We start from the raw sequence: 21,744 nt of genomic DNA, 5'->3' as shown, positions 1-21,744 counted from the left end.
CTACTCCTTGGCGACGCGTTTCATGTCCGCATCCATCATCATGCGGATCAAGGTATCCAGGTCGGTTTTTGGTTTCCAGCCCAATACGCGCTGGGCTTTGGCCGGGTTGCCTAGCAGCACTTCGACCTCGGCCGGGCGGAAGAACGCCGGGTCGATCTTCACGAAGTCTCGGTAGTTCAGGCCCACGTGATCGAAGGCGATGCGGCACATCTCGCGCACGGTGGTGGTCACGCCGGTGGCAACCACAAAATCGTCCGGCTTGTCCTGTTGCAGCATCAACCACATGGCTTCGACGTAATCGCCGGCAAACCCCCAGTCGCGTTTGGCGTCGATGTTGCCCAGGCGCAGTTCCTGCTGTTTGCCCTGCTTGATGCGGGCGGCAGCGTCGGTCACTTTGCGGGTCACGAACTCGATGCCGCGCAGGGGCGATTCATGGTTGAACAGGATCCCGCTGCTGGCGTGCAGGTTGAAGCTTTCGCGGTAGTTGACGGTGATCCAGTGGCCGTACAGCTTGGCCACGCCGTATGGGCTGCGCGGGTAGAACGGCGTGTTCTCGTCCTGCTGCTCGGCCTGGATCAGACCAAACATTTCGCTGGTCGACGCCTGGTAAAAACGCGTGTGCGGACTGAACTGGCGGATCGCTTCGAGCAGGTGAGTCACGCCCAACCCGTCGACGATGCCGGTGGTAACGGGCTGATCCCAGGACGCCGCGACAAAGCTTTGCGCCGCCAGGTTGTAGATTTCGTCCGGGGCAGACTTGATCACCGCACGCTGCACCGAGCAGGCATCGGCCATGTCACCGTCCAGGTAAACGATGTCGCCCTCGACCCCCATCTCACGCAGACGCCAGCGCGCATCGCTGCTGCGCCGCGCCACCAGACCGTGGACTTTATAACCCTTGTCGAGCAGCAGTTTGGCCAGATAAGCGCCGTCCTGACCGGTGATCCCTGTGATCAATGCACTTTTTGTCATTCTTCTTTTACTCGCTTCTCCCAGTCGGACAGGATCGCCCGCAGGGATTGTTGTGTTGTGATTTCAGGCGTCCATCCTGTGGTCTGGGCGAGCTTGGCAGAGCTGCCACAAACGCGACGCTGATCCGCGCGGCGAAGACGCGCAGGATCCTGAATCAGTTGCATGTCGACTTGGGCGAGGTCCCCCAGTTGTTCGATCAAGCTGCGGATGCTCTGCTCGCGCCCCGAGCAAATGTTGTAGACCTGCCCCGGCGTGCCCTTTTCCAGCAGCGCCAGATAGGCCGACACCACATCGCCCACATCGAGGAAATCGCGCGTGACATCAATGTCACCGACTTCCAGTTGCGGGGCTTGCAGGCCTTGTTTGATGCGGTTGATCTGTCGCGCGGCGCTGGCGATGACGAAGCTGTCTTTCTGGCCGGTGCCGATGTGGTTGAACGGGCGGGCGACCAGTACCGGCCAGCCTTCACTCAAGCCCCATTGCAGGCTGAGGAATTCGGCTGACAGTTTGCTCACGGCATAGGGGTTGCGCGGGCAGGGTGGCTGGAGCTCGGTAATGGGCAAGTGTGATTCGGTCACTTGCCCGTAGACGTCGCCGGAGCTGACGTACAGGAAAGTCCCGTTGAAGCCGCGGGACTTGAGTGCCTGAAGCAGATTCAAGGTGCCGAGCAGGTTGATATTCAGCGTGCGCGCCGGATCGCGGAAGGCTTCGGGAACGAAGGTCTGGCCGGCCAGGTGAATGACTGCGTCGGGCATCTCTGGCCACAGGTTTTCGAGGCTTGCTGGTTGGCTCAGGTCGTACCGGGAAGCGACAGGCAGAAGCTCCCATTCCGAGGCATCAGCCTTCAGGCGAGATTGGATGTGTTGTCCTACGAATCCACTGAGACCCGTAACGAACAGACGCTTTTTCAAACAGCGGCCCCTTGGTCATACACTTCGTCCATTCCCCACAGGCTTTATGGAAATGTCTGACGGACCGGGTGGATTGCTTGGTCGAAAGACAGGCGAAATGTTTTGTTGTAGTTGTTTGGTAGCCAATCTGTGCCAATTGCGCGGCAATTTCAACAGGTCCCACCGTGACCGGTCAGTTCTCGTTAGCGTAGCCCGATTTATTCTCGCCGGGCGGTTCACGAATCCTCAGCGGATGTGTTTAGAATGCCCCTCGTCACGATTATCCAGGGTTCGGCCGGGTGGTATTCACACCCCGCGAAACTGACCATTAAAACAAGAACGTAGACGGGCAAGAAGACGATGGACGACGACCGGCAAACGCCGGGTCGATCCGTGGCTTTGCCGTCATAGAGTGAGGCTGCCGGGATGGCGGCTTCATCGTGGGATGCCATGAATTTCATTCTTTACTCGGACGTCAACGACAGCTCCATCAGTCAGAGCCTTGGTCGTCCTGAATACAGTTATTACTTCGTGCTCAAGGCTTATCGCCCGGTGCTCGAAAGCCTCGGGCGGGTGCATGTGGTGTCCTCCACCGCCGATGTCGATCCTCTCTATCGACAATTGCTGGCCGCCGGCGAAGACAGCCTCTTCCTGTCGTTCACCCCGCCGCAGAAAACCCCGAACGACCTTGAATGCCCGACGATCTGCGTGGTGGCCTGGGAATTCGACTCCATTCCCGATGAGCAATGGGATAACGACCCACGCCAGGACTGGACGCAGATGCTGGCGCGCCAAGGCCGGGTCATTACGCTTTCCAGCCACACGGCCCGGGCGATTCGGCGGGCCATGGGCGAAGACTTCCCCGTGCTGGTCTTGCCCACGCCGTTGTGGGAGAACTTCGCCGCCATTCGTAGCCGCCACACCAGCGCGCCCGTTAATGTCGGTTCGACCCTCGACATCAAGGGCTGCATCTTCGACACGCGTTCCCTCGGACTGAACGCCGATGCGCTGATTCCGGTACCGCCGACCGCCGAGGAACTGGCGGCGCTGGAGGCTTTGAAACCACCACCGTTGACGCTAAAACGCCGCTTCGTGATCGCTCGCCATTACCTGCACATGTGGCGCCGGGACATGGGAAAAACGCTGCCCGTCCCAGTGCATCGCACGCACTTTCTAAGCCAGTGGTACTGGGAGGGCATTCGCGACCTTCTTTCAGATGCTGCACATGAACGGCTTGCCGGGTACCTGCCGGCCATCGCCGGACCGCAGACGATGGCAGTGCCCGTGCCTGAACCGCGCAACTGGCCGGACACCACCACCCAGGTCGAGACTCAGGTCGACGGCGTGGTGTACGTCACGGTGTTCAATCCCCGTGACGGTCGCAAGAACTGGCATCAATTGATCACCGCATTCTGCTGGGCCTTTCGCGAAACGGATGACGCCACGCTGGTGCTGAAGATTACCCAGAGCGACCTGTCGTCCTACTACGACGAGCTGATGACCTTGCTCGCGCAACTCTCGCCGTTTGCCTGTCGGGTGGTGGTGATGCACGGTTACCTGGACGATCCGCAATATGCGCGGCTGTACGAAGCCGCCAGTTATTACGTCAACGCGTCGCGCTGCGAGGGTTTGTGCCTGCCGCTGATGGAGTTCATGGCCAGCGGTAAACCGGTGATCGCCCCGGACCACACCGCCATGGAGGATTACATCGATGAGCGTGTGGCGTTCGTGGTCAAGTCCAGCGAAGAGCTGACCATCTGGCCGCAGGACACCCGGATCATCTACCGGACCCTGCGTTATCGACCTGACTGGGGTTCGCTGAAAACTGCCTACGAAAACAGCTACCGGATGGCCAAGGAGCAACCGCTGGAGTACCGGCGCATGTCTGGCGACGCGGTCGAGCGCATGCACGACTACTGCGCCTTCGCCCCGGTGCAGAAGCGCCTGGCGGATTTTTTCGGGCTGACGCCGCAGGCTTTGCCGGCAGCGGCTGTGACGGATAACGCCTCATGCTGATCATCATTCATTCGGAAACCAACCAGCACACCATCGCCCAGAACCTCGGCCGTTCGGAGTACAGCTATTACTTTGTGCTCAAGGAATACCGGCCAGTGCTGGAACGCCTGGGCCGCGTGGTGGAAGTCAGCGACCCGCAGACCGAAGTCGATGCCTTGTACCGCGACGCGCTGTCCCGTGGTGAAGACTGCGTGTTCCTGTCGTTCTCGCCGCCGCATCGCACGCCCGTGCACTTCGCGTGTCCGACCTTGCCGGTGTTCGCGTGGGAATTCAGCACCATTCCCAACGAACCCTTTGCCGGTGAACCGCGCAATGACTGGCGCACAGTGTTGAGTGCTTCTGGCGCGGCGATTACCCATTCTGGCTATACGGTGAACGCCGTGCGCGAGGCGATGGGCGCCGACTATTCGATCGTCGCGGTGCCAGCGCCAGTGTGGGACCGATTCTCGGCGCGCGGCGCGCAGTTGCAACGTCAGCCGCTGGCGAGTCAGGTGCGACTGAAGATCAAAGGCCTGGTGGCGGACAGCCGCACACTGGACTTGCGGGCCTTTGGGCCGGCGCAGTTACGCGAAGGCGAAGGTATCGATTTCGAAGCACCGCCCCGTGAACACGAACTGGTCCTTGACGGCGTGATCTACACCTCGGTGTTCAACCCGGGTGACGGGCGCAAGAACTGGGAAGACATGCTCAGTGCCTTCTGCGTGACGTTCCGTGAAGTGGACGATGCGACGCTGGTGCTCAAACTGACCCACCACGATGCCGAAGAAGCGCTGACCGACATCCTTCACCATTTGTACAAAAACCAGTCCTATCGCTGCCGCATCGTGCTGATTTACGGCTACCTCGCCGATCAGGATTACGAGCAACTGGTGCAGGCGACCAGCTTTGTGGTCAACACATCCTATGGCGAAGGCCAGTGCTTGCCGCTGATGGAGTTCATGTCCTGCGGCAAACCGGCGGTGGCGCCACGCACCACGGCGATGATCGATTACCTGGATGCCGATAATGCGTTCCTCATCGACTCTACCGACGAACTGACAGCCTGGCCTCACGACCCGCGCAAGGCGTTCCGAACCCTGCGTTACGTCACAAACTGGGCATCGTTGTGCAGCGCTTATCGGGCCAGTTATGACGTCGCCAAAAATGACGCCGAGCGCTACGCGCAGATGTCCGCGCATTCGGTGGCCAGCCTCGAAAAATTCTGCAGCCAGGCCACCGCCGCGCAACGACTGAACGCCTTCTTCGCGCAGCTCCTTGAAACCCGCGTCGTTCTGGATACCCGCGAAGCATGATCCGCGCAGTGTTGAATGGGGTGGATAACGGAGCTACGTCCAGGAGGACGACATGAGTAACGACAGACGGATCATGGACATCGAGTTGTTGCGCGGCATTGCGGTGCTCGGCGTGTTGTTTCATCACCTGCAAGACAGCCTGTTTGCGGCCCCGGTGCCGCTGTTGCAAGCCATCACCGCGTGGGGTCAGCCGTGGTGGGGCGTGGATCTGTTTTTCGCCATTTCCGGGTTTGTCATCGCGCGCAGCCTGATCCCGGCGTTGCAAGGTTGCAGCACGCGCCAGGAATACTGGCAGCAGACGCGCAACTTCTGGCTGCGCCGGGCCTTTCGGTTGTTGCCGTCGGCATGGTTGTGGCTGGCGCTGATGTTGCTGGGCTGCATTTTTCTCAATCGCTCCGGGGCGTTCGGCACCCTGCACGCCAACCTTCAGGCGACCCTGGCCGGGGTCGCGCAGTACGCCAACTTCCGCTTCGCCGACAGTTTCTATAACTACGAATACGGCACCAGTTTCGTGTACTGGAGCCTGTCGCTGGAGGAGCAGTTCTACGTGCTGTTTCCGCTGTTGATCCTGATCTTCCGCAAGCACCTGGTTTGGGCCTTGCTGGCGCTGGTCGCGGTGCAGTTGTTCACGTTGCGCACACCGATCCTGATGGTGGTTCGCACCGATGCGCTGGCACTTGGCATCCTGTTGGCGATGTGGAGTGCGCAACCTTCGTACCTGCGCTGGGAGCCGACGTTCTTGCGCCGTCCATGGGCCGGTGTGACGGCGTTGGTCGTGCTGTCGCTGGTGCTCAGTTTCATGGCGACGGATCGCTTCACGTTCACCCATTACCGCATCGGCACGATTGCTGTGTTGTGCGCGGTGCTGGTCTGGATCGCTTCCTACAATCGCGACTACCTGCTGCCACGGGGCGTGTTCAAGAACCTGATGACGTGGGTCGGCAGTCGCTCTTACGGGATCTACCTGATCCACATACCGGCTTATTTGCTGGTGCGCGAATTCACTTTCCGCTTGCAGGGCGCTGGTCTGCCCAATCCCGGCGGCCATCCGATCCTGACGCTGATGATTGCTGGCGGGCTGATCGCCTTGTTGAGCGAACTCAACTACCGCTTCATCGAAATGCCCATGCGTAACCGCGGTGCCTCGCTGGTCAAACGCCTGGGCACGTCCCGAACAGCCGCCCAAACCTCTGGAGCTACCTCATGCTGAGCCTTTTGAAGAAACTCACGGCGGGTACGCCCGCGCCCGCGGCGCCTGTGGCGGACAAGGTCGAGAAGGTCGATCCATACATGCTCGGGCTGCACGACGCGATGCTCAGCGGCTGGTTCAATCAGCAAACCGGCGAGCTGTTCACCGGGTTCCCGGTGACCGCCGAGGACACGCTGCTGGACGTCGGCTGCGGTGATGGCGGCAACGTGCATTTCTGCGGCATGCGCGGGGCGAAGATCATCATCGCCGACATCGATGCGGCCAAGGTCGAAGCCACCCGTCAGCGTCTGGGCGACACGCCGGCGCGTGACGTCGAATGCCACGTCACTGACTGCAACCCGCTGCCGATTGCCGATGCGACGGCTACTCGCGTGGTGTCCACCGAAGTCATCGAACACGTAGATGATCCGGCGCAGTTCCTTGCTGAACTGGTTCGTGTCGGCAAACCGGGTGCGCTGTATTTGCTCAGCGTCCCGCACCCAAGCTCCGAAGACCTGCAAAAAGACATCGCGGCGCCCGAGTATTTCCAGAAGCCCAACCACATTCGCATCATCAGCGAAGAGCAGTTCAAGGCAATGGTCAGCGACGCTGGCCTGGAAGTGCTCAGCCACAGTCAGTACGGGTTTTACTGGTCGATGTGGATGCTGTTGTTCTGGGAAGCCAAGGTCGACTTCAGCAATCCCGACCACCCGCTGCTCAACCACTGGGCCGACACGTGGCAGGCCATTCTGGCGTCGCCCCGTGGCGCGCAAATCAAACAGGCGCTGGACGCGGTCGTGGCGAAAAGTCAGGTGATCATTGCTCGCAAGCCATCGGTGTAGGCACTCTCTGTAGCAGCTGCCGAGCAGCGCGAGGCTGCGTTCGGCTGCGCAGCAGTCGTAAAATCAGGCGACGCGGTGTTTCAGGCAAACCGTGCATTCAGGGTTTACGACTGCTGCGCAGCCGGACGCAGCCTCGCAGGCTCGACAGCTGCTACAGAGAAAGGGGATTCATGGATTTTTTTGTTCGACTGGCGGTGGTACTTGCCGCGCTGGTACTGCTCAACGGTTGCGAGCAACACGACGCGCAACCCCTCGATCAGCAACTCTACGTCTGGCAACGGCAATGGACATCGGCGCATGACGCCGCACTGCAAGACAGCCGCGCGGACTTTTCGACCTTGCGGGTACTGGCCTTGCAGGCGTTTCCCCAGGCGGGCTGGAGCCGGGCGCGGATTGATCCGGCGCTGCTCAAACGCGATGGCCGACCGTTGATTGCGGTGATTCGCCTCGATGGCCAGCTCAAGGCGCTGGATCAGGACGACGTCACGGCGCACATCCAGCAAGTGCTCAGCGATTGGCAAGGGCAGGGGCTGACGCTCTCCGGCGTGGAAATCGACCACGACGCCGGTAACGCTCGACTGCCGGCTTACCGCGAATTCCTCACGCACCTGCGCGCGGTTTTGCCCACCTCGTTGCGGTTAAGCATCACCGCATTGCCGGCCTGGCTCGACAGCCCTGAATTGCCGGCACTCTTGGCGACCGTCGACAGCAGCGTGTTGCAGGTGCATGCGGTGAGTGATCCGCGTCGTGGTTTGTTTGACCCCGATCAGGCCAGGCAATGGGCCAACGCCTGGGGCCGCATCACCTCAAAACCCTTTTACCTGGCGCTGCCCGCTTATGGCGTGGCCTTGTTGCCGGGCGCCAGCGGTGCGCCAGTCGTTGAAAGTGAAGTGCCGGTCGAGCGCACCGGCAAACGTCAGGAATTGCTGGCGGACCCCTTGCAGCTGAGCGCTCTCGCCGCCGAGCTGCGCGCCGACCCACCGGCGCATCTGGCCGGCCTGATCTGGTTTCGCCTGCCGCTGGCCGGTGATCGCCGGGCCTGGAGCCTGAACACGTTGAGGGCCGTGGCTCGCGGAGATGCCCTCGATAGTCGCTTGAGTGTGAAACTCATCGCGCAAGACGACCTCTACGACATCAGCGTCAGCAATCAAGGCAATCTCGACAACGCCTGGCCCGAACGCGTGACACTGGCGGTTCGGGGCTGCGATGGCGCCGACGCGCTGGCCGGTTATGCGTTGCAACAAAGCCCGGATCTGCTTACCTTCACCCGCTTGCGTGACGGCCGCATACCGGCCGGCGAGCAGCGCGCCATCGGTTGGGCTCGCTGCGCACACATTGATCAAGGAGGTTTGAATGTTCACCCGTAACTGGCCCCGCCATGTGCTTTGCCTGAGCCTCAGCCTGCCGCTGGGTTCGGCGCTGGCCTGCGGGCCGGACTTCCCGATGCGCTTGCTGGACAACCGCGCCCAATCGTTGGCGGAGCTGCCGGAAGGCAACTTCCAATTCGAGATCAATCGCCTTGGGCATTTGATCGCAGGGCTCAAGAACGTCGAGACGTCCCCTTACAGCCTGGAGGCGACCGACTACGCTGAGCAGCGGGACAAGGCCGAGCAGGCCGGGTTGACGGTGGAGCAGCAGGCGCTGGTCAAACAACTGCGCGCGCTGACCGATGCCCATCAAGTCGACACTCAGGGCGCGAGCCTGCCGGCCGAGCTTCGGTTCTATCTGGCGGGTGCGGTGGCGTTCAACGCCGGTGATCATGCGCTGGCCGCCGAGTACTTCCAGAAAGTGCTGGCGCTGCCGGCGGATCAACGCGCATTGCGCAGCACCTGGGCCGCTTATTCATTAGGCCGGACGCTGTTTGCCCTGAGCGCCGAAGCAGACGCAGCGCCCGATCTGCTGGGGCAGTCGCGAAAAGCCTTCGAGCAGGCCCGTCAGCTGAACATCGACGGCTTCAGCGATCCATTGGAACTCGGTGTCGCCAGCCTCGGCGAGGAAGCCCGCGTGGCGCGCACCGCTGGCGACTGGAACAGCGCCATCAACCTGTACGCCACGCAAAATCGCCACGGTTCGGCGGTGGGTTACACCTCGCTGAAGCTGTTGATGGCGGATCTGCTGGCGATGCCTGAGGATCAGTTGACCGAGTTGCTCAAGGGCAAACCGGTGCAGCAACTGGTGACAGCGTCGCTGATCAGTCGCCTGGGCTGGTCATTCGGTGATCAACCGCCAAATGAGCTGAAGCTGATCAAACTCCTGCAAAGCAGCACGCGCGGCAGTCTGGACAACGCTGACCGACTGGCGGCGATGAATTATCAACAGGGCGATTACACCAGCGCCAAAGCGTTCCTTGAGCATGCCGGGGACGGCGGTCTGGCGTGGTGGCTGCGGGCGAAACTGGCGCTGCGTGAGGGCGACAAAAACGCGGCGGCTGCGGCGTATGCCAAGGCGGCCCAGGCCTTCCCGCAGAACGAGTCGTGGGGCGAGCGACGCACGCCCGACTACGATTTCGAAAGCCTGCAGCCCAAGTGCCGGGTCGAGGGTGAAAGCGCGATCCTGGCGCTGCAACGCGGGGATTACCTGCAAGCGTTCGATCAGCTTTATCGCAGCCAAAGCATTTATTGGTTCGATGCCGCGACCGTTGCCGAGCGCGTGCTGACCGTTGATGAGCTCAAGCATTACGTCGACACCCAGGTGCCGGCGCCGCCAGCGCTCAGCCAGCAGGATCGCGACAACTACGTGCCGTTGCCGGTAGCGGCGCAACTGCGCAATCTGCTCGGGCGTCGGTTGCTGCGCGAGGAGCGCTACGACGAAGCGTTGGTGTACTTCGACAATCCCGATCTACAGAAAAAAGCCCGGCTGTATGCGCAACAGCGGCAGTTGGCCGATGCGGCGTGGTGGCCAACCAAACGCGCCGCCGCTCTGTTTAATGCGGCCTGGACGGCACGCGAGTGGGGCATGGACATCCTGGGTTATGAAATGGCCCCGGACTACGCCACGTTTGGCGGCAATTACAGCCTGGAGACGGCTGAACTCAAGGTCGGTCCATTGGTGGCCGAAGGTGAAGTCCAGCGCCAGCAAGCCAGTGCTGCGCAGCCCGACGAGCGCTACCACTATCGATTCGTCGCCACGGCCTTGGCCAATCGCGCCGCCGATAACCTGCCTCACACCAGCCAGGCCTTTGCGGCAGTGTTGTGTTCGGCGGCGGGGTGGAACAGCAGCCTTGAAGACCAAAGTGCGCTGTACCAGCGCTATGTCAAAGAAGGGCCCTACGTGGAGTGGGCGGTGGATTTCGGTCACCAGTGCCCGTATCCCGACTTCGAGAATGTCAGCAAACGATATGTGACCCAGGCGACTGACGCCGCCCGTTCGGCGCTGCGGCCGTACAAGTGGCCATTGCAGATCGGTGGTGTTATCGCGGTGACGGCCGCGGCGTTAGTGTTGATCAACCGGCGCCGCCGTAAAGTGCAGTAAGGCTCAGGCCTGTTGAACAAAGGTCAGCCGCACGGCGAAGCCGATCAACAGGCTGCCGAACAACCACTGTTGCAGGCGCTGGGCCGAGGGACTGCGTTGCAGCCAGCGGCCCAGTGCGGCGCCGGTCAAGGCGTAGGCGCTGTCGAACAGCAACCCGACGCCGACCAGCAGCATGCCCAATACCGCAAATTGCGCGAGCACAGGGCCGGCGTGAGGGTTGATAAACTGAGGCAATAACACCGAGCAGAACAGCAACGCCTTGGGGTTGAGCAGGTTGGTCAGCAAGCCGCGCTGGATTGCGTCTTGCCAGCGAGGTTGTTCGAGGGGGGCATTGCCGCCATTCAGGTTCGGCAACATGGTGGTTCGCAGGCACTGAATGCCGATCCACAGCAGGTAAGCGGCACCCGCCAGGCGCACCACATCGAAGGTCCACGGCGCAGCTTTGAACAGCGCCGCCAGCCCTAACGCGGCCAGCGCCACATGACATCCACGAGCAATGCCCAGGCCCACCGCCGTCGCCAACGCCGCGCCTTTGCCCTGACGGGCGCCGGTCTGCAGCAGCAAAATCATGTCCGGGCCGGGCAATAAATACACCACCGCCAGCGCCATGAAAAACAGCCAGAGTCCTTCCACGTTGCACCCCATTCGTTGTCGATTTGGTAGCGCCAGTCTAGGGTTGAAGGGCGGGACAGGTGCTTGCAAAGTCAGCTTCTAAACGCTTGGTAATTGGCATAACCTGCCACTTTGTGACGATAAAACCATCAGGATCTGCCAAGCCATGAAACTGGATGCCTACGACCGCAAGATTCTCGCCGCCCTGCAACGGGACGGGCGCCTGAGCAATGTGCAATTGGCCGACGAGATCGGATTGTCTGCTTCCCCCTGTTTGCGCCGGGTGCGGATGCTGGAGGAGGCCGGCGTGATTCGCGGCTATCAGGCCAATCTTGATCGTGACGAAGTGGGGCTTGGGCTGACGGTGTTTGTCGGGGTCAAGGTGGAGCGCCACAACGATGAACAGGCCGAAGCTTTTCGCGTGGCCGTCACGGCACTGCCGGAGGTGATTTCGGCATTCCTGGTGTCAGGGGAATCGGATTTTCTGCTGCAAGTGGTGGTGCCGGATTTGCGCGGGTATGACCGCTTTCTCACGGAGCGACTGCTGAAATTGCCGGGCGTGAGTGACATCCGCAGCAACTTTGCGATTCACACGGTGAAGACGCCGGGGGCGTTGCCGTTGGGGCATTTGCCGCTTTAGACCGAGTCGGCCCAATCGCGAGCAGGCTCGCTCCGACAGGGGATTTGTGGCGTTCACAAAACCAGTGTGGGAACGAGCCCGCTCGCGATAGCGATAGTCCAGACTCCATCACTCTCCAGGCTTACATCTGCGTCGCCATCCCCTCCACATTCATCGCCGCCTGACGCAACGCCTCGGATCGCGTTGGATGCGGATGGCATGTCAGCGCAATGTCTTCAGCCGAAGCACTGAACTCCATCGCCACACAATACTCACCAATCATTTCACTGACACTCGGCCCCACAAGGTGCACGCCGAGAATCTCGTCGGTGCGCTCGTCTGCCAGCACTTTGGCAAAGCCTTCGGTCTCGTGGTTGATCTTCGCCCGGCTGTTGGCGGTGAAGGGAAATTTGCCGACCTTGTAGGCGCGACCTTCTGCCTTGAGCTGCTCTTCCGTCTTGCCGACGCTGGCCAGTTCAGGCTTGGTGTAAATGACGTTGGGGATCAGGTCGTAGTTGACCTCGCCCGCCTTGCCAACGATCTGCTCGATGCAGGCCATGGCTTCATCTTCGGCCTTGTGGGCGAGCATCGGCCCGGACGTGACATCGCCGATAACCCACACGCCCGCAGCTTCGGTGCGGTGGCCCTTGTTGGCGAGCATGCCGCGCTTGTCGGTGGTGAGCCCGACGTTTTCCAGCCCCAGGCCTTGGGTATAAGGGCGGCGGCCGATGGACACCAGCACGTAATCGGCTTCGATCAGCTCGGCGGTGCCGCCAGCTGCGGGCTCTACGCTGAGCTGAACGCCGTTTGCGGAGGGGGTGGCGCTGGTCACTTTCGAGTTCAACTTGAAGCTGATGCCCTGTTTGCTCAGCGAGCGCTGCAGGGTTTTGCCCGCCTCACCATCCACGCCGGGACAGATCCGGTCGAGAAATTCGACCACCGTCACCTGAGCGCCCAAGCGCCGCCACACCGAGCCCAGTTCCAGGCCGATGACGCCGGCACCGATCACCACCAGGTGCTTCGGCACTTCGGCCAGCGATAATGCCCCGGTGGAATCGAGGATGCGTTTGTTATCGATCTCGACGCCGGGCAGGGGAGTGGGCTCGGAGCCGGTGGCGATGATGATGTCTTTGGCACTCAGTTCGGTCTTGTCGCCCTGGCTGTCGGTCACCGTCACTTTGCCCGGACCGTCGATATGGCCCCAGCCTTTGATCCAGTCGACTTTGTTTTTGCGAAACAGAAATTCGATGCCCTTGGTCAGCCCGGTCACGCTTTCATCTTTCTGCTTCATCATCTGGGCGAGGTTGAGGGTGGGTTTGACCTCGATGCCCAGGTTGGCGAATTCCGTCCCCATGGCCGCGTCGTAGAGTTCCGAGGCATGCAAAAGCGCCTTGGACGGCATGCAACCGACGTTGAGGCAGGTGCCGCCGAGCGTCGCGCGACCTTCCACGCAGGCTGCTTTCAAGCCCAGTTGTCCTGCGCGGATCGCTGCGTTGTAACCGCCAGGGCCACCGCCCAGTATCACGACGTCATAAGTGCTCATGGATGTACTCCTGGACTGAAAGGGAAATGGGCTGGGTAACCGTAGCCTTCGATTAAAATTACGGACGTAATATGTGCGTTTGTGACTATTTCGGTCAAGGCTTCGGCGTAGCGACAGGTTGGGCATCTTTAGATGGAGCGATTTAATACAAAAATTTCACCACTTTAGTTATATCGTAACGAATTGCGATGTGGCCAATGATAAGCACTGGGGTGGTATGCAAGTCGATCTCGATGTCGATGGAACGCAGGTAGCCGGGCTGCCGCGCTTTCAGCAGGCGGTTTTTCAAGGGCGGCGATTGCGTCAGTTCGCCATCGGCCTGAGTGCCCTGGCGGCGGTCGGGTTCTTATTGGCGTTCTTTGTCGGGCTGTTTGCACCGCTGTCGCTGTGGGCCCCGTTGCTGGTGAATCAGAGCGCTGGTTTGCTGGTGCTGATTGCCGGCCTGCAATCGGCATGGTGGGTGACTCAGTGGCGCGCACAAGCGATGAACCCACCGCTGCCAGTGGTGGTTTCGGATGAAACCGTTGCTCCCGAAGGCTGGTATGAGCGACTGCTGGAGCGGCTCAGTCAGCGCTGGGTGCGCATGCTTGGGCAGATCGGCGCACCGACCCTCTGGCTCGCCGGTTGGGCGCTATTGGCGATCTACAGCATCAGCCAATTCTGGAACCTCGCGTTGCCGCCCGCTGCGTCGGGAGTATCGACGAGCGTCGGCGCCGCGCTGTCGCTGTTGCTGGCTTTCGGTTTGCTGGTGCTTGAGCGTCAGCTCGCCCAGGAAAACGTCGCCGAGTGGCCTGAAGCGGGGCAGTTGGCGCAACTGAGCCGGGTGGCGATCATTTGCCTGGTGCTCAGCGCGTTGTGTTTGTTGTTTGGCAGCGAAACTTCGGTCTGGCCGGTACGCCTTGCCGTGTTGATCGGGTTGCTGCCGGGACTGGTTGCGGCCGAGTTGCTGCTACGCGCTATGTTGTCGTTGTTCAGTCCTCGCCGTGAACAACTGGAACCGACGTTGCTGGCACGAAGTGTTGTCGCCGACATGCTGCGCTGGCCGCCACAACCGTTGCTGGCGTTGCAGCACGAACTGCATAAACGCTTCGGCATCGACCTGCGGCAGATCTGGGCCTTCACCTACATGCGTCGAGCGTTTTTGCCGGTGATGGCGGTGGTGGCGATCGTCGGGTGGTCGCTCACCGGCGTTCACGAAATACCCCTGCAAGGGCGGGGCATCTATGAGCGTTTCGGTAAACCGGTTGAGGTGTTCGGTCCTGGTTTGCACGCCGGTTTGCCGTGGCCATTGGGTCGGGTACTGAACGTTGAAAACGGCGTGGTTCACGAGTTGGCGACCAGCGTTGGCGAAACGTCGGCGCGGGTCGTCCTGGAACCGGCGGAAGGGCCGGCGCCGGCAATTGCCAATCGCTTGTGGGACGCCAGCCACGTGAACGACAAATCTCAGGTCATCGCCAGCAGCCGTGCCGACAAGCAGAGCTTTCAGATCGTCAACATGGACGTGCGCTTTGTCTATCGCATCGGTCTGACCGATCAAGCGGCCTTGGCCGCGACGTACAACAGCGCCGATGTACCGACGCTGATTCGCAGCACCGCCAGCCGGATCCTGGTTCACGACTTTGCCTCGCGGACCCTCGATGGTTTGCTCGGCGAAGATAGGGTAGGGCTGGCCGAAGAGATTGGCCGCGCCGTGCAATCCGATCTGCAGAAGCTCGACAGCGGTGTGGAAATTCTTGCCACGGTGGTGGAAGCGATCCATCCGCCGGCCGGTGCAGCCAACGCTTATCACGGAGTTCAGGCGGCGCAGATTGGTGCCCAGGCATTGATCTCGCGTGAGCGCGGGGCGGCAACGGAGGCGACCAATCAGGCGCAATTGCTGGCCAGCATCGCCCGCGATCAGGCGACGGCCAGTGCCCATGAAATCAATTCCACCGCCAAGGCGGCTGATCTGAAATTCACCGCCGAACAAAAAGCGTATGCCAGCGCCGGCCAGGCGTTCGTGCTGGAACAGTATTTCAGCCAACTCACGCAAGGCCTGGCCAACGCCAAATTGCTGGTGCTCGATCATCGTCTGGGCGGCAGCAACAATGCGCCGACCATCGACCTACGTACCTTCACGCTGCCGGCTGATCCTGCGTCGCCGCGCAATAGCGCTCAGCCGGGAGCTGCCAATTGAGCCAGTCGCATACTCACGATCACGATGACCACGCCGGCCACGATCACGGCCATGGCGGACATCACCATGGTCACCACCATCATCACGGTGATCCACAAGAAGCCGGGCCATTCCCGTGGCGGCGCATGGGTTGGGCGGCGTTGCTCGTTGCATTCGCCATCGCGGCAGCGAGTCTGGTGCAAGTTCGCTCGGGGGAGGCCACGGTGATCACGCGCTTCGGCAATCCTTCGCGGGTGTTGCTGGAGCCGGGTCTTGGATGGCGCTGGCCGGCACCGTTTGAAGCGGCCATTCCGGTCGACTTGCGGCTGCGTACCACCTCCAGCGGATTGCAGGATGTGGGCACGCGGGACGGTTTGCGCATCATTGTTCAGGCTTACGTGGCGTGGCAGGTACAGGGCGACCCGGATAACGTGCAGCGCTTTATGCGCGCCGTGCAGAATCAGCCGGACGAAGCGGCGCGGCAGATTCGCACGTTTGTGGGATCGGCACTGGAAACCACCGCGAGCAGTTTCGATCTGGCCAACCTGGTCAACACCGACGCCAATCAGGTGCACATTGCCGACTTCGAAGCGCAGTTGCGTAAACAGATCGATCAGCAGTTGCTGACCACGTATGGCGTTCGCGTGCTGCAAGTGGGCATCGAGCGTTTGACCCTGCCGTCGGTGACGCTCACCGCCACCGTCGATCGCATGCGCGCCGAGCGTGAAACAATCGCTACCGAGCGCACGGCCATCGGCAAGCGAGAAGCTGCGCAAATCCGATCCGCCGCCGAACGAGATGCGCGAATCGTGCAAGCCGATGCGACGGTGAAAGCTGCTGATATCGAGGCTCAATCCCGTGTCGAGGCCGCGCAAATTTACGGTCGCGCCTACGCCGGTTCGCCACAGCTTTATAACTTGCTGCGCTCCCTCGATACCTTGGGCACGATCGTCACCCCGGGCACCAAACTGATATTGCGCACCGATGCCGCCCCTTTCCGGGTGTTGGTTGACGGCCCGCCGACCCTCGATAACAAGTCCGGGTCGCAGCCATGAATTTAGTTCCACGTGGAACACATGAGTTAAGTAGCCCCTGGATTCAGGCTGGGCGATTGGCTTTTTTGGCGCTTTACGGCGTGACAGTTCTGGCTGCGTTAGCTTGGGCATTCTCCAATGTGCGTCAGATTGATCCACAGAACCGTGCGGTGGTCCTGCACTTCGGCGCGCTGGATCGCATCCAGAATGCCGGGTTGCTGTTGGCCTGGCCGCGCCCCTTTGAACAGGTGATTTTGTTGCCGGCAGCTGATCGGGTGATCGAGCGTCGGGTGGAGAATCTGCTTCGCAGCGATGCTGCCTTGCAGGCCGATCGGGTGGCGTCTTTCGCTACACCGCTGAGCGATGCACTCGCTGGCTCTGGCTATTTGCTGACCGGTGACGCGGGCGTGGTGCAACTGGATGTGCGGGTGTTCTACAAGGTCACCGAACCTTACGCCTTCGTGCTTCAAGGTGAACATGTGCTGCCGGCACTCGATCGGCTGGTGACTCGCAGTGCCGTTGCACTGACCGCCGCGCGAGACCTGGACACCATTCTGGTGGCGCGACCGGAGCTGATCGGCACCGACAATCAGGCGGCAGAACGCCGCGAACGTCTGCGTGGTGATTTGGTGCAAGGCATCAATCAACGTCTTGCCGGGCTGTCCGCGACGGGGCAGGGACTGGGTATCGAAGTGTCCCGAGTCGACGTGCAATCGAGTCTGCCCGGCCCTGCGGTGAACGCTTTCAACGCAGTGCTGACCGCCAGTCAGCAAGCCGACAAAGCCGTCGCCAATGCGCGCACCGAGGCCGAGAAATTGACCCAGACCGCCAATGAACAAGGCGACCGAACGCTGCAAGTCGCCCACGCCCAGGCGAGCGAGCGGCTGGCCAAAGCCTCGGCCGATACAGCCACGGTGTTGAGCCTGGCCAAGGCGCAACAACAAGGCACTGACCCACAAATGTTGCTGCGCATTTACCGTGAACGGCTGCCGAAGATTCTCGGCCAGGCCGGTTCGGTGACGACGGTCAACCCGAAAGACGATTCCCGTCTGATCATTCAGGGAGCCGCGCAATGACCACCCAAACCGACGCCGCACCCAGCCTGTTGTCCTCGGCGGAACAACGCAGCGCTGCACGCCAATTGACCTTGGCCATGCTTGCCCTTGGCTTGCTCAGCCTCGGGTTGATCTGGCGCTGGCTGTCACCGGAGCAGACGGGCGTCAGTCAGTTGCTGTTGGGTTTTGCTTCGTTGCTGGTGGCCGTGCCGGTGATGCGTTCGGCGTGGTACAGCCTGCGATATCCGAGCTTGCACGGGATCACCGATCAGCTGATCGCCCTCGCCATGCTCGGTGCCTGGGCGACGGGTGATCTGCTGACTGCTGCGTTGCTGCCGATCATCATGATCTTCGGCCACGTACTGGAAGAGCGCAGTGTGATCGGTTCCCAGGAAGCGATTCGCGCCCTCGGCAAACTGACCCGCAGTCACGCTCGCAAGGTTCAGGCCGACGGTGCCATCGTCGAAGTCGACAACGGCACACTTAAAACCGGCGACATTGTCGAGGTACGTGCGGGTGACCGGGTGCCGGCCGATGGTCGGGTGTTGTCCGGTCAGGCGAGCCTCGACACGGCCTCGATCACCGGTGAGTCGGTGCCGATCGAGGCGGGTGTCGGCATGCAGGTCTTTGGCGGGGCGATCAACCTCGATGGCCTGCTGCGCATCGAAGTGACACGCACCGGCAACGAATCGACCCTCGGTAAAGTCATTGCCCTGATGCAAAGCGCCGAGCGTTCGAAGCCGCCGATCACGCGTTTGCTCGAACGTTACGCCGGTAGCTACATGGTGTTGGTGTTGCTGTTGGCGGCGGTGACCTGGTTTGTCACCAACGATGCCCAGGCGATGCTCGCGGTGCTGGTGGCGGCGTGTCCTTGCGCGTTGGTGTTATCGGCACCGGCCACGGCGATTGCCGGCGTGGCGGTGGCGGCGCGGCACGGGATTCTGATTCGCAGCTCGGCGTTTCTGGAAGAGTTGGCGGACCTGACGTCGCTGGTGGTCGACAAGACCGGAACCCTGACGTTTGGCACCTTGCGCTTGCAGTCCATCGACAGCCCGCTGGAGGATTGCAGCCACGTGTTGAAACTCGCCGCCAGCCTCGGCTCGGCCAGCAGTCATCCGGTCAGCCGTGCGCTCGCCGGGTTGGTCACGCAGGAGCATTTCCTGCTGCTCTCGGACATCCACGAGCGCCAGGGTCTGGGCGTCGTCGCAATGACGGAGCAGGGCGAAGCTGCACTCGGCCGCCCAGAGTTATTTGCGCAGTTGGGCATCGCCACTTCGGCCGTACCCGAACACGATGGACCGATTGCCGGGTTGGCACTCAATGGCGAATTCCTGGCCTGGCTGCTGCTGGCCGACAGCGTCAAACCCGAGGCGCGTTTTGCCTTGAGCGAATTACGTGAACTGGGTCTGGGTCGCCAGTTGCTGCTCACCGGAGATCGGCAAAGCGTCGCGCACACGCTGGCACGCGATGTCGGCATCAGTGATGTTGAAGCGCAGGCACTGCCTGAGGACAAACTCAACCGCGTGCTGGCGGAAATCGACAACGGTTTCCGGCCGATGGTGGTGGGGGATGGCATCAACGATTCGCTGGCCCTCAAGGCTGGCGTCGTGGGGGTGGCCATGGGCGCGGGAGGTGCGGATATCGCGCTGGCGTCGGCGGACATTGTGCTAATCGGCAGCGACCTGCGTCGCCTCGGAACCTGTGTCCGGTTGAGTCGCCAATGCCGGCATACCTTGCAGGTCAACGTGATCATTGGCCTGGGCTGGACCCTGGCGATTGTCGCGTTCGCGGCATTCGGCTGGCTCGGTGCTGCGGGGGCGATGATTGCAGCGTTGCTGCATAACCTCAGTACGTTGTTGGTGCTCGGTAACGCGGGGCGTCTGCTGCGCTTTCAAGAGCCATTGCTCAAGTTGAAGGATGGGCTTTAGGCGTCCTGAAACTTTTTTTACATCCTCTGTAACGCCGTTGGGGCAGCGCTCTCTAGTGCTGTGTCGGGACTGAACAAACTGTCCAGCCGACAACCCTGACGATTATCGAGGATATAAAAATGAACTTCAAAAACGCCACCGCCGGTGCTGCTCTCGCCTTCGCTGCTGCAACCCTGTTTGCCGGTGTTGCCACTCAAGCCCAAGCCGCCGACGCTGCGCAGGTTCACTGCTACGGCGTGACTTCATGCAAAGGCATGAACGACTGCAAGACTGCAGAAAATGCCTGCAAGGGCCAGGGTGATTGCAAAGGTCACGGCTTCAAGGCAATGACTCAGGCCGAATGCATGAAGGCAGGTGGCAAGGTCGGCGAGTAACCGACCACCGCCTGCCGCCGCAGTGGTGTACGCCACTGCGGCCACTTTGTGAGGAGTCCGCCAATGTCTGCACCCCTTCCTTGCCTGGGCTACGGCCTGGGTTTGCGCAGTGCGTACTATCAACAGATTCTCGAGCAGTCTCCGCCTGTGGACTGGTTCGAAGTCGTCTCCGAGAATTTCATGGTTCAGGGCGGAAAAGCCTTGTACTACCTCGATGCCATCGCCGAGCGTTATCCGGTGGTGATGCATGGCGTGTCCCTGTCTATCGGTGGGCCTCATGCCCTTGATCCTGACTATCTGGACCAACTCAAATTATTGGCTGAACGAGTCAAGCCAGCGTGGATCTCCGATCACCTGTGCTGGAGCCGCGGCAATGCTCATCAGCTTCATGATCTGCTGCCATTGCCTTACACCGAAGAAAGCCTTTATTACGTGGCTGGCCGCGTGCGTCAGGTTCAAGACGCCTTGCAGCGGCCGTTGGTGCTGGAGAACGTCTCCAGTTATGTGCGCGGCGCCAGCGACGATTTCAGCGAGTGGGAATTCCTGGAAGCCCTTAGCCGGCTCAGCGACTGCGAGCTGTTACTGGACGTGAACAATGTCTATGTGAGCTCGCGCAATCACGGCTTCGATCCCTGGACATTCATTCAAGGCCTGCCAGCGAACAAGATTCGCCAACTGCACCTGGCGGGCCACAGCGATTACGGCAGCTACGTGATCGACACCCATGATCATCCGGTGAGTGATCCGGTCTGGACCCTCTATCAACAAACCCTTGAACACCTCGGCCCGGTCGCAACGCTGCTGGAGCGCGATGACCACCTGCCGCCGTTTGAAGAACTGCTGACCGAATTGCAAAAGGCCCGGGAGCTGGGTGACAGCGTGCTGGCCCGGAGGACGAAATGCGCCTGAACGAATGGCAACAGGCCTTTGAAAACTATCTATCGGGAAAGCAACCGGTAGCCAATGCGACGCTGGGAGCGAGCCTGATCGGCGGTCCGACGCTGGATGTGGACACTGGCCTGGCGATCTATCACAACGCTTACCAAGCACGGCTTCAGGAAGTGTTGCGCGGCGACTATCCGGCGATCCTGTATTGGTTGGGGGACGATGAATTTGAAGAGATCGCCGCGGCTTACATTCGCCAATCCCCGTCATTACATTTCAGTTTGAGGTGGTTGGGCAAAGGTTTTGAAACGTTCATCCGCCAACATCTGGTGCCTGAACAAAGCGCAGCGCTTGCGGAGCTGGCGGCCCTTGAGTGGGCTTTCACCCTCGCGTTCGATGCGCCTGAAGGTGCGCCGCTGACACTTCTGGAGATGGCGGCCCTGCCACCTGAGCATTGGCCTTCGCTGCGTGTCAGTCCGAGTACCACCGTGCAATGGCTTGAATGTGCTCACAATAGCGTTACGTTATGGCGTGCAGCGAAAGACGAAAGTGAATTTCCCGGGAGCTCAGCGTTGCAAGTGCCCCAAGTGGTCGTCATCTGGCGCAACGAACTTGTTTGTCACTATCGCAGCCTCGAAACTGACGAAGCAACCGCTCTAAAAGGTATGTTTCAGCACGGCTGGAGTTTTGCTGAACTGTGTTCCGATTTAGCAGTCATCTATGGAGAGGGCGCACCACTTCACGCGGTTACATGGTTGAAGCAGTGGATTCACGACGGCTGGTTACAGCGCCGCGAATCATGAAAAAAGGCTATTAAATCGATAGCCAGCTATTTTTCCAGGATGGTCTACCCTCACATCAGACGTC

The 21,744-nt window shown here is 60.9% G+C and carries 18 protein-coding genes; 14 read left to right on the top strand and 4 right to left on the bottom strand.

The features are described 5' to 3' along the window. The gene (gene gmd, locus ACA068_RS29470) at window positions 1–972 is read right to left on the bottom strand and encodes a GDP-mannose 4,6-dehydratase (protein WP_131059016.1); all 972 of its coding nucleotides are present in this window, start codon (window positions 970–972) and stop codon (window positions 1–3) included. Then, window positions 969–1,883, bottom strand: coding sequence for a GDP-mannose 4,6-dehydratase (locus tag ACA068_RS29465; RefSeq protein WP_497306598.1), 915 nt, complete (start codon window positions 1,881–1,883; stop codon window positions 969–971). Before ACA068_RS29465 ends, gmd begins: the two co-directional genes overlap by 4 nt. A 429-nt stretch (window positions 1,884–2,312) precedes the next feature. Here ACA068_RS29465 and ACA068_RS29460 point away from each other — a divergent pair, with 429 nt between their 5' ends. From ACA068_RS29460 to ACA068_RS29435, 6 genes are all read left to right on the top strand, one after another. After that, entirely contained in the window at window positions 2,313–3,878 is a 1,566-nt protein-coding gene (locus tag ACA068_RS29460; RefSeq protein ID WP_497306596.1) for a glycosyltransferase, read from the top strand. Then, window positions 3,872–5,170 (top strand): glycosyltransferase, encoded by a 1,299-nt coding sequence (locus tag ACA068_RS29455; protein ID WP_497306595.1) that lies wholly within the window; start codon window positions 3,872–3,874, stop codon window positions 5,168–5,170. The genes ACA068_RS29460 and ACA068_RS29455 overlap by 7 nt, the downstream gene beginning before the upstream one ends. Before the next feature lie 52 nt (window positions 5,171–5,222). Continuing rightward, window positions 5,223–6,380: an acyltransferase family protein gene (locus ACA068_RS29450; protein ID WP_497306593.1), complete on the top strand. Its 1,158-nt coding sequence runs from the start codon at window positions 5,223–5,225 to the stop codon at window positions 6,378–6,380. Then, complete coding sequence (locus ACA068_RS29445; protein ID WP_497306591.1) at window positions 6,374–7,201, top strand: class I SAM-dependent methyltransferase; 828 nt, start codon at window positions 6,374–6,376, stop codon at window positions 7,199–7,201. The genes ACA068_RS29450 and ACA068_RS29445 overlap by 7 nt, the downstream gene beginning before the upstream one ends. Before the next feature lie 170 nt (window positions 7,202–7,371). Then, a complete protein-coding gene (locus tag ACA068_RS29440) occupies window positions 7,372–8,568 on the top strand; it encodes a DUF3142 domain-containing protein (protein ID WP_497306589.1) in 1,197 nt (398 codons plus the stop codon). Further along, on the top strand, window positions 8,555–10,672 hold the full coding sequence (locus tag ACA068_RS29435) for a hypothetical protein (RefSeq protein ID WP_497306587.1): 2,118 nt from the start codon (window positions 8,555–8,557) through the stop codon (window positions 10,670–10,672). The genes ACA068_RS29440 and ACA068_RS29435 overlap by 14 nt, the downstream gene beginning before the upstream one ends. A gap of 3 nt (window positions 10,673–10,675) precedes the next feature. Here the strand turns inward: ACA068_RS29435 and ACA068_RS29430 are convergent, their stop codons facing one another. Next, a complete protein-coding gene (locus ACA068_RS29430) occupies window positions 10,676–11,305 on the bottom strand; it encodes a LysE family translocator (RefSeq protein WP_497306585.1) in 630 nt (209 codons plus the stop codon). A 145-nt stretch (window positions 11,306–11,450) separates the two neighbouring features. On the opposite strand from ACA068_RS29430, the gene ACA068_RS29425 reads away from it, so the two are divergent. Further along, complete coding sequence (locus ACA068_RS29425; RefSeq protein WP_027926238.1) at window positions 11,451–11,924, top strand: Lrp/AsnC family transcriptional regulator; 474 nt, start codon at window positions 11,451–11,453, stop codon at window positions 11,922–11,924. Window positions 11,925–12,045: 121 nt separating this feature from the next. Here the strand turns inward: ACA068_RS29425 and lpdA are convergent, their stop codons facing one another. Beyond that, window positions 12,046–13,446, bottom strand: coding sequence for a dihydrolipoyl dehydrogenase (lpdA, locus tag ACA068_RS29420; RefSeq protein ID WP_497306583.1), 1,401 nt, complete (start codon window positions 13,444–13,446; stop codon window positions 12,046–12,048). Window positions 13,447–13,663: 217 nt separating this feature from the next. Between lpdA and hflK (ACA068_RS29415) the strand changes: the two genes are divergently transcribed. The 7 genes from hflK (ACA068_RS29415) to ACA068_RS29385 all read left to right on the top strand — a co-directional run bounded on the left by hflK (ACA068_RS29415) (window position 13,664) and on the right by ACA068_RS29385 (window position 21,680). Continuing rightward, on the top strand, window positions 13,664–15,622 hold the full coding sequence (gene hflK / locus ACA068_RS29415) for a protease modulator HflK (protein ID WP_497310684.1): 1,959 nt from the start codon (window positions 13,664–13,666) through the stop codon (window positions 15,620–15,622). Continuing rightward, window positions 15,619–16,656, top strand: coding sequence for a protease modulator HflC (hflC, locus tag ACA068_RS29410; protein WP_219094700.1), 1,038 nt, complete (start codon window positions 15,619–15,621; stop codon window positions 16,654–16,656). The genes hflK (ACA068_RS29415) and hflC overlap by 4 nt, the downstream gene beginning before the upstream one ends. Then, window positions 16,653–17,711 (top strand): protease modulator HflK, encoded by a 1,059-nt coding sequence (hflK, locus tag ACA068_RS29405; protein WP_497306581.1) that lies wholly within the window; start codon window positions 16,653–16,655, stop codon window positions 17,709–17,711. Before hflC ends, hflK (ACA068_RS29405) begins: the two co-directional genes overlap by 4 nt. Beyond that, complete coding sequence (locus ACA068_RS29400; RefSeq protein WP_497306579.1) at window positions 17,708–19,618, top strand: cation-translocating P-type ATPase; 1,911 nt, start codon at window positions 17,708–17,710, stop codon at window positions 19,616–19,618. Before hflK (ACA068_RS29405) ends, ACA068_RS29400 begins: the two co-directional genes overlap by 4 nt. Before the next feature lie 119 nt (window positions 19,619–19,737). After that, entirely contained in the window at window positions 19,738–19,992 is a 255-nt protein-coding gene (bufA2, locus tag ACA068_RS29395; protein ID WP_497306577.1) for a BufA2 family periplasmic bufferin-type metallophore, read from the top strand. Between the two features lie 63 nt (window positions 19,993–20,055). Continuing rightward, the gene (gene bufB / locus ACA068_RS29390) at window positions 20,056–20,901 is read left to right on the top strand and encodes an MNIO family bufferin maturase (protein WP_497306575.1); all 846 of its coding nucleotides are present in this window, start codon (window positions 20,056–20,058) and stop codon (window positions 20,899–20,901) included. Continuing rightward, window positions 20,892–21,680 (top strand): HvfC/BufC family peptide modification chaperone, encoded by a 789-nt coding sequence (locus ACA068_RS29385; protein WP_497306573.1) that lies wholly within the window; start codon window positions 20,892–20,894, stop codon window positions 21,678–21,680. The genes bufB and ACA068_RS29385 overlap by 10 nt, the downstream gene beginning before the upstream one ends. The last annotated feature ends 64 nt before the right edge of the window (window positions 21,681–21,744 follow it).

It is taken from the genome of Pseudomonas sp. LBUM1660, from assembly GCF_059695935.1.
This window is presented reverse-complemented; position numbering and strand designations above follow the sequence as displayed.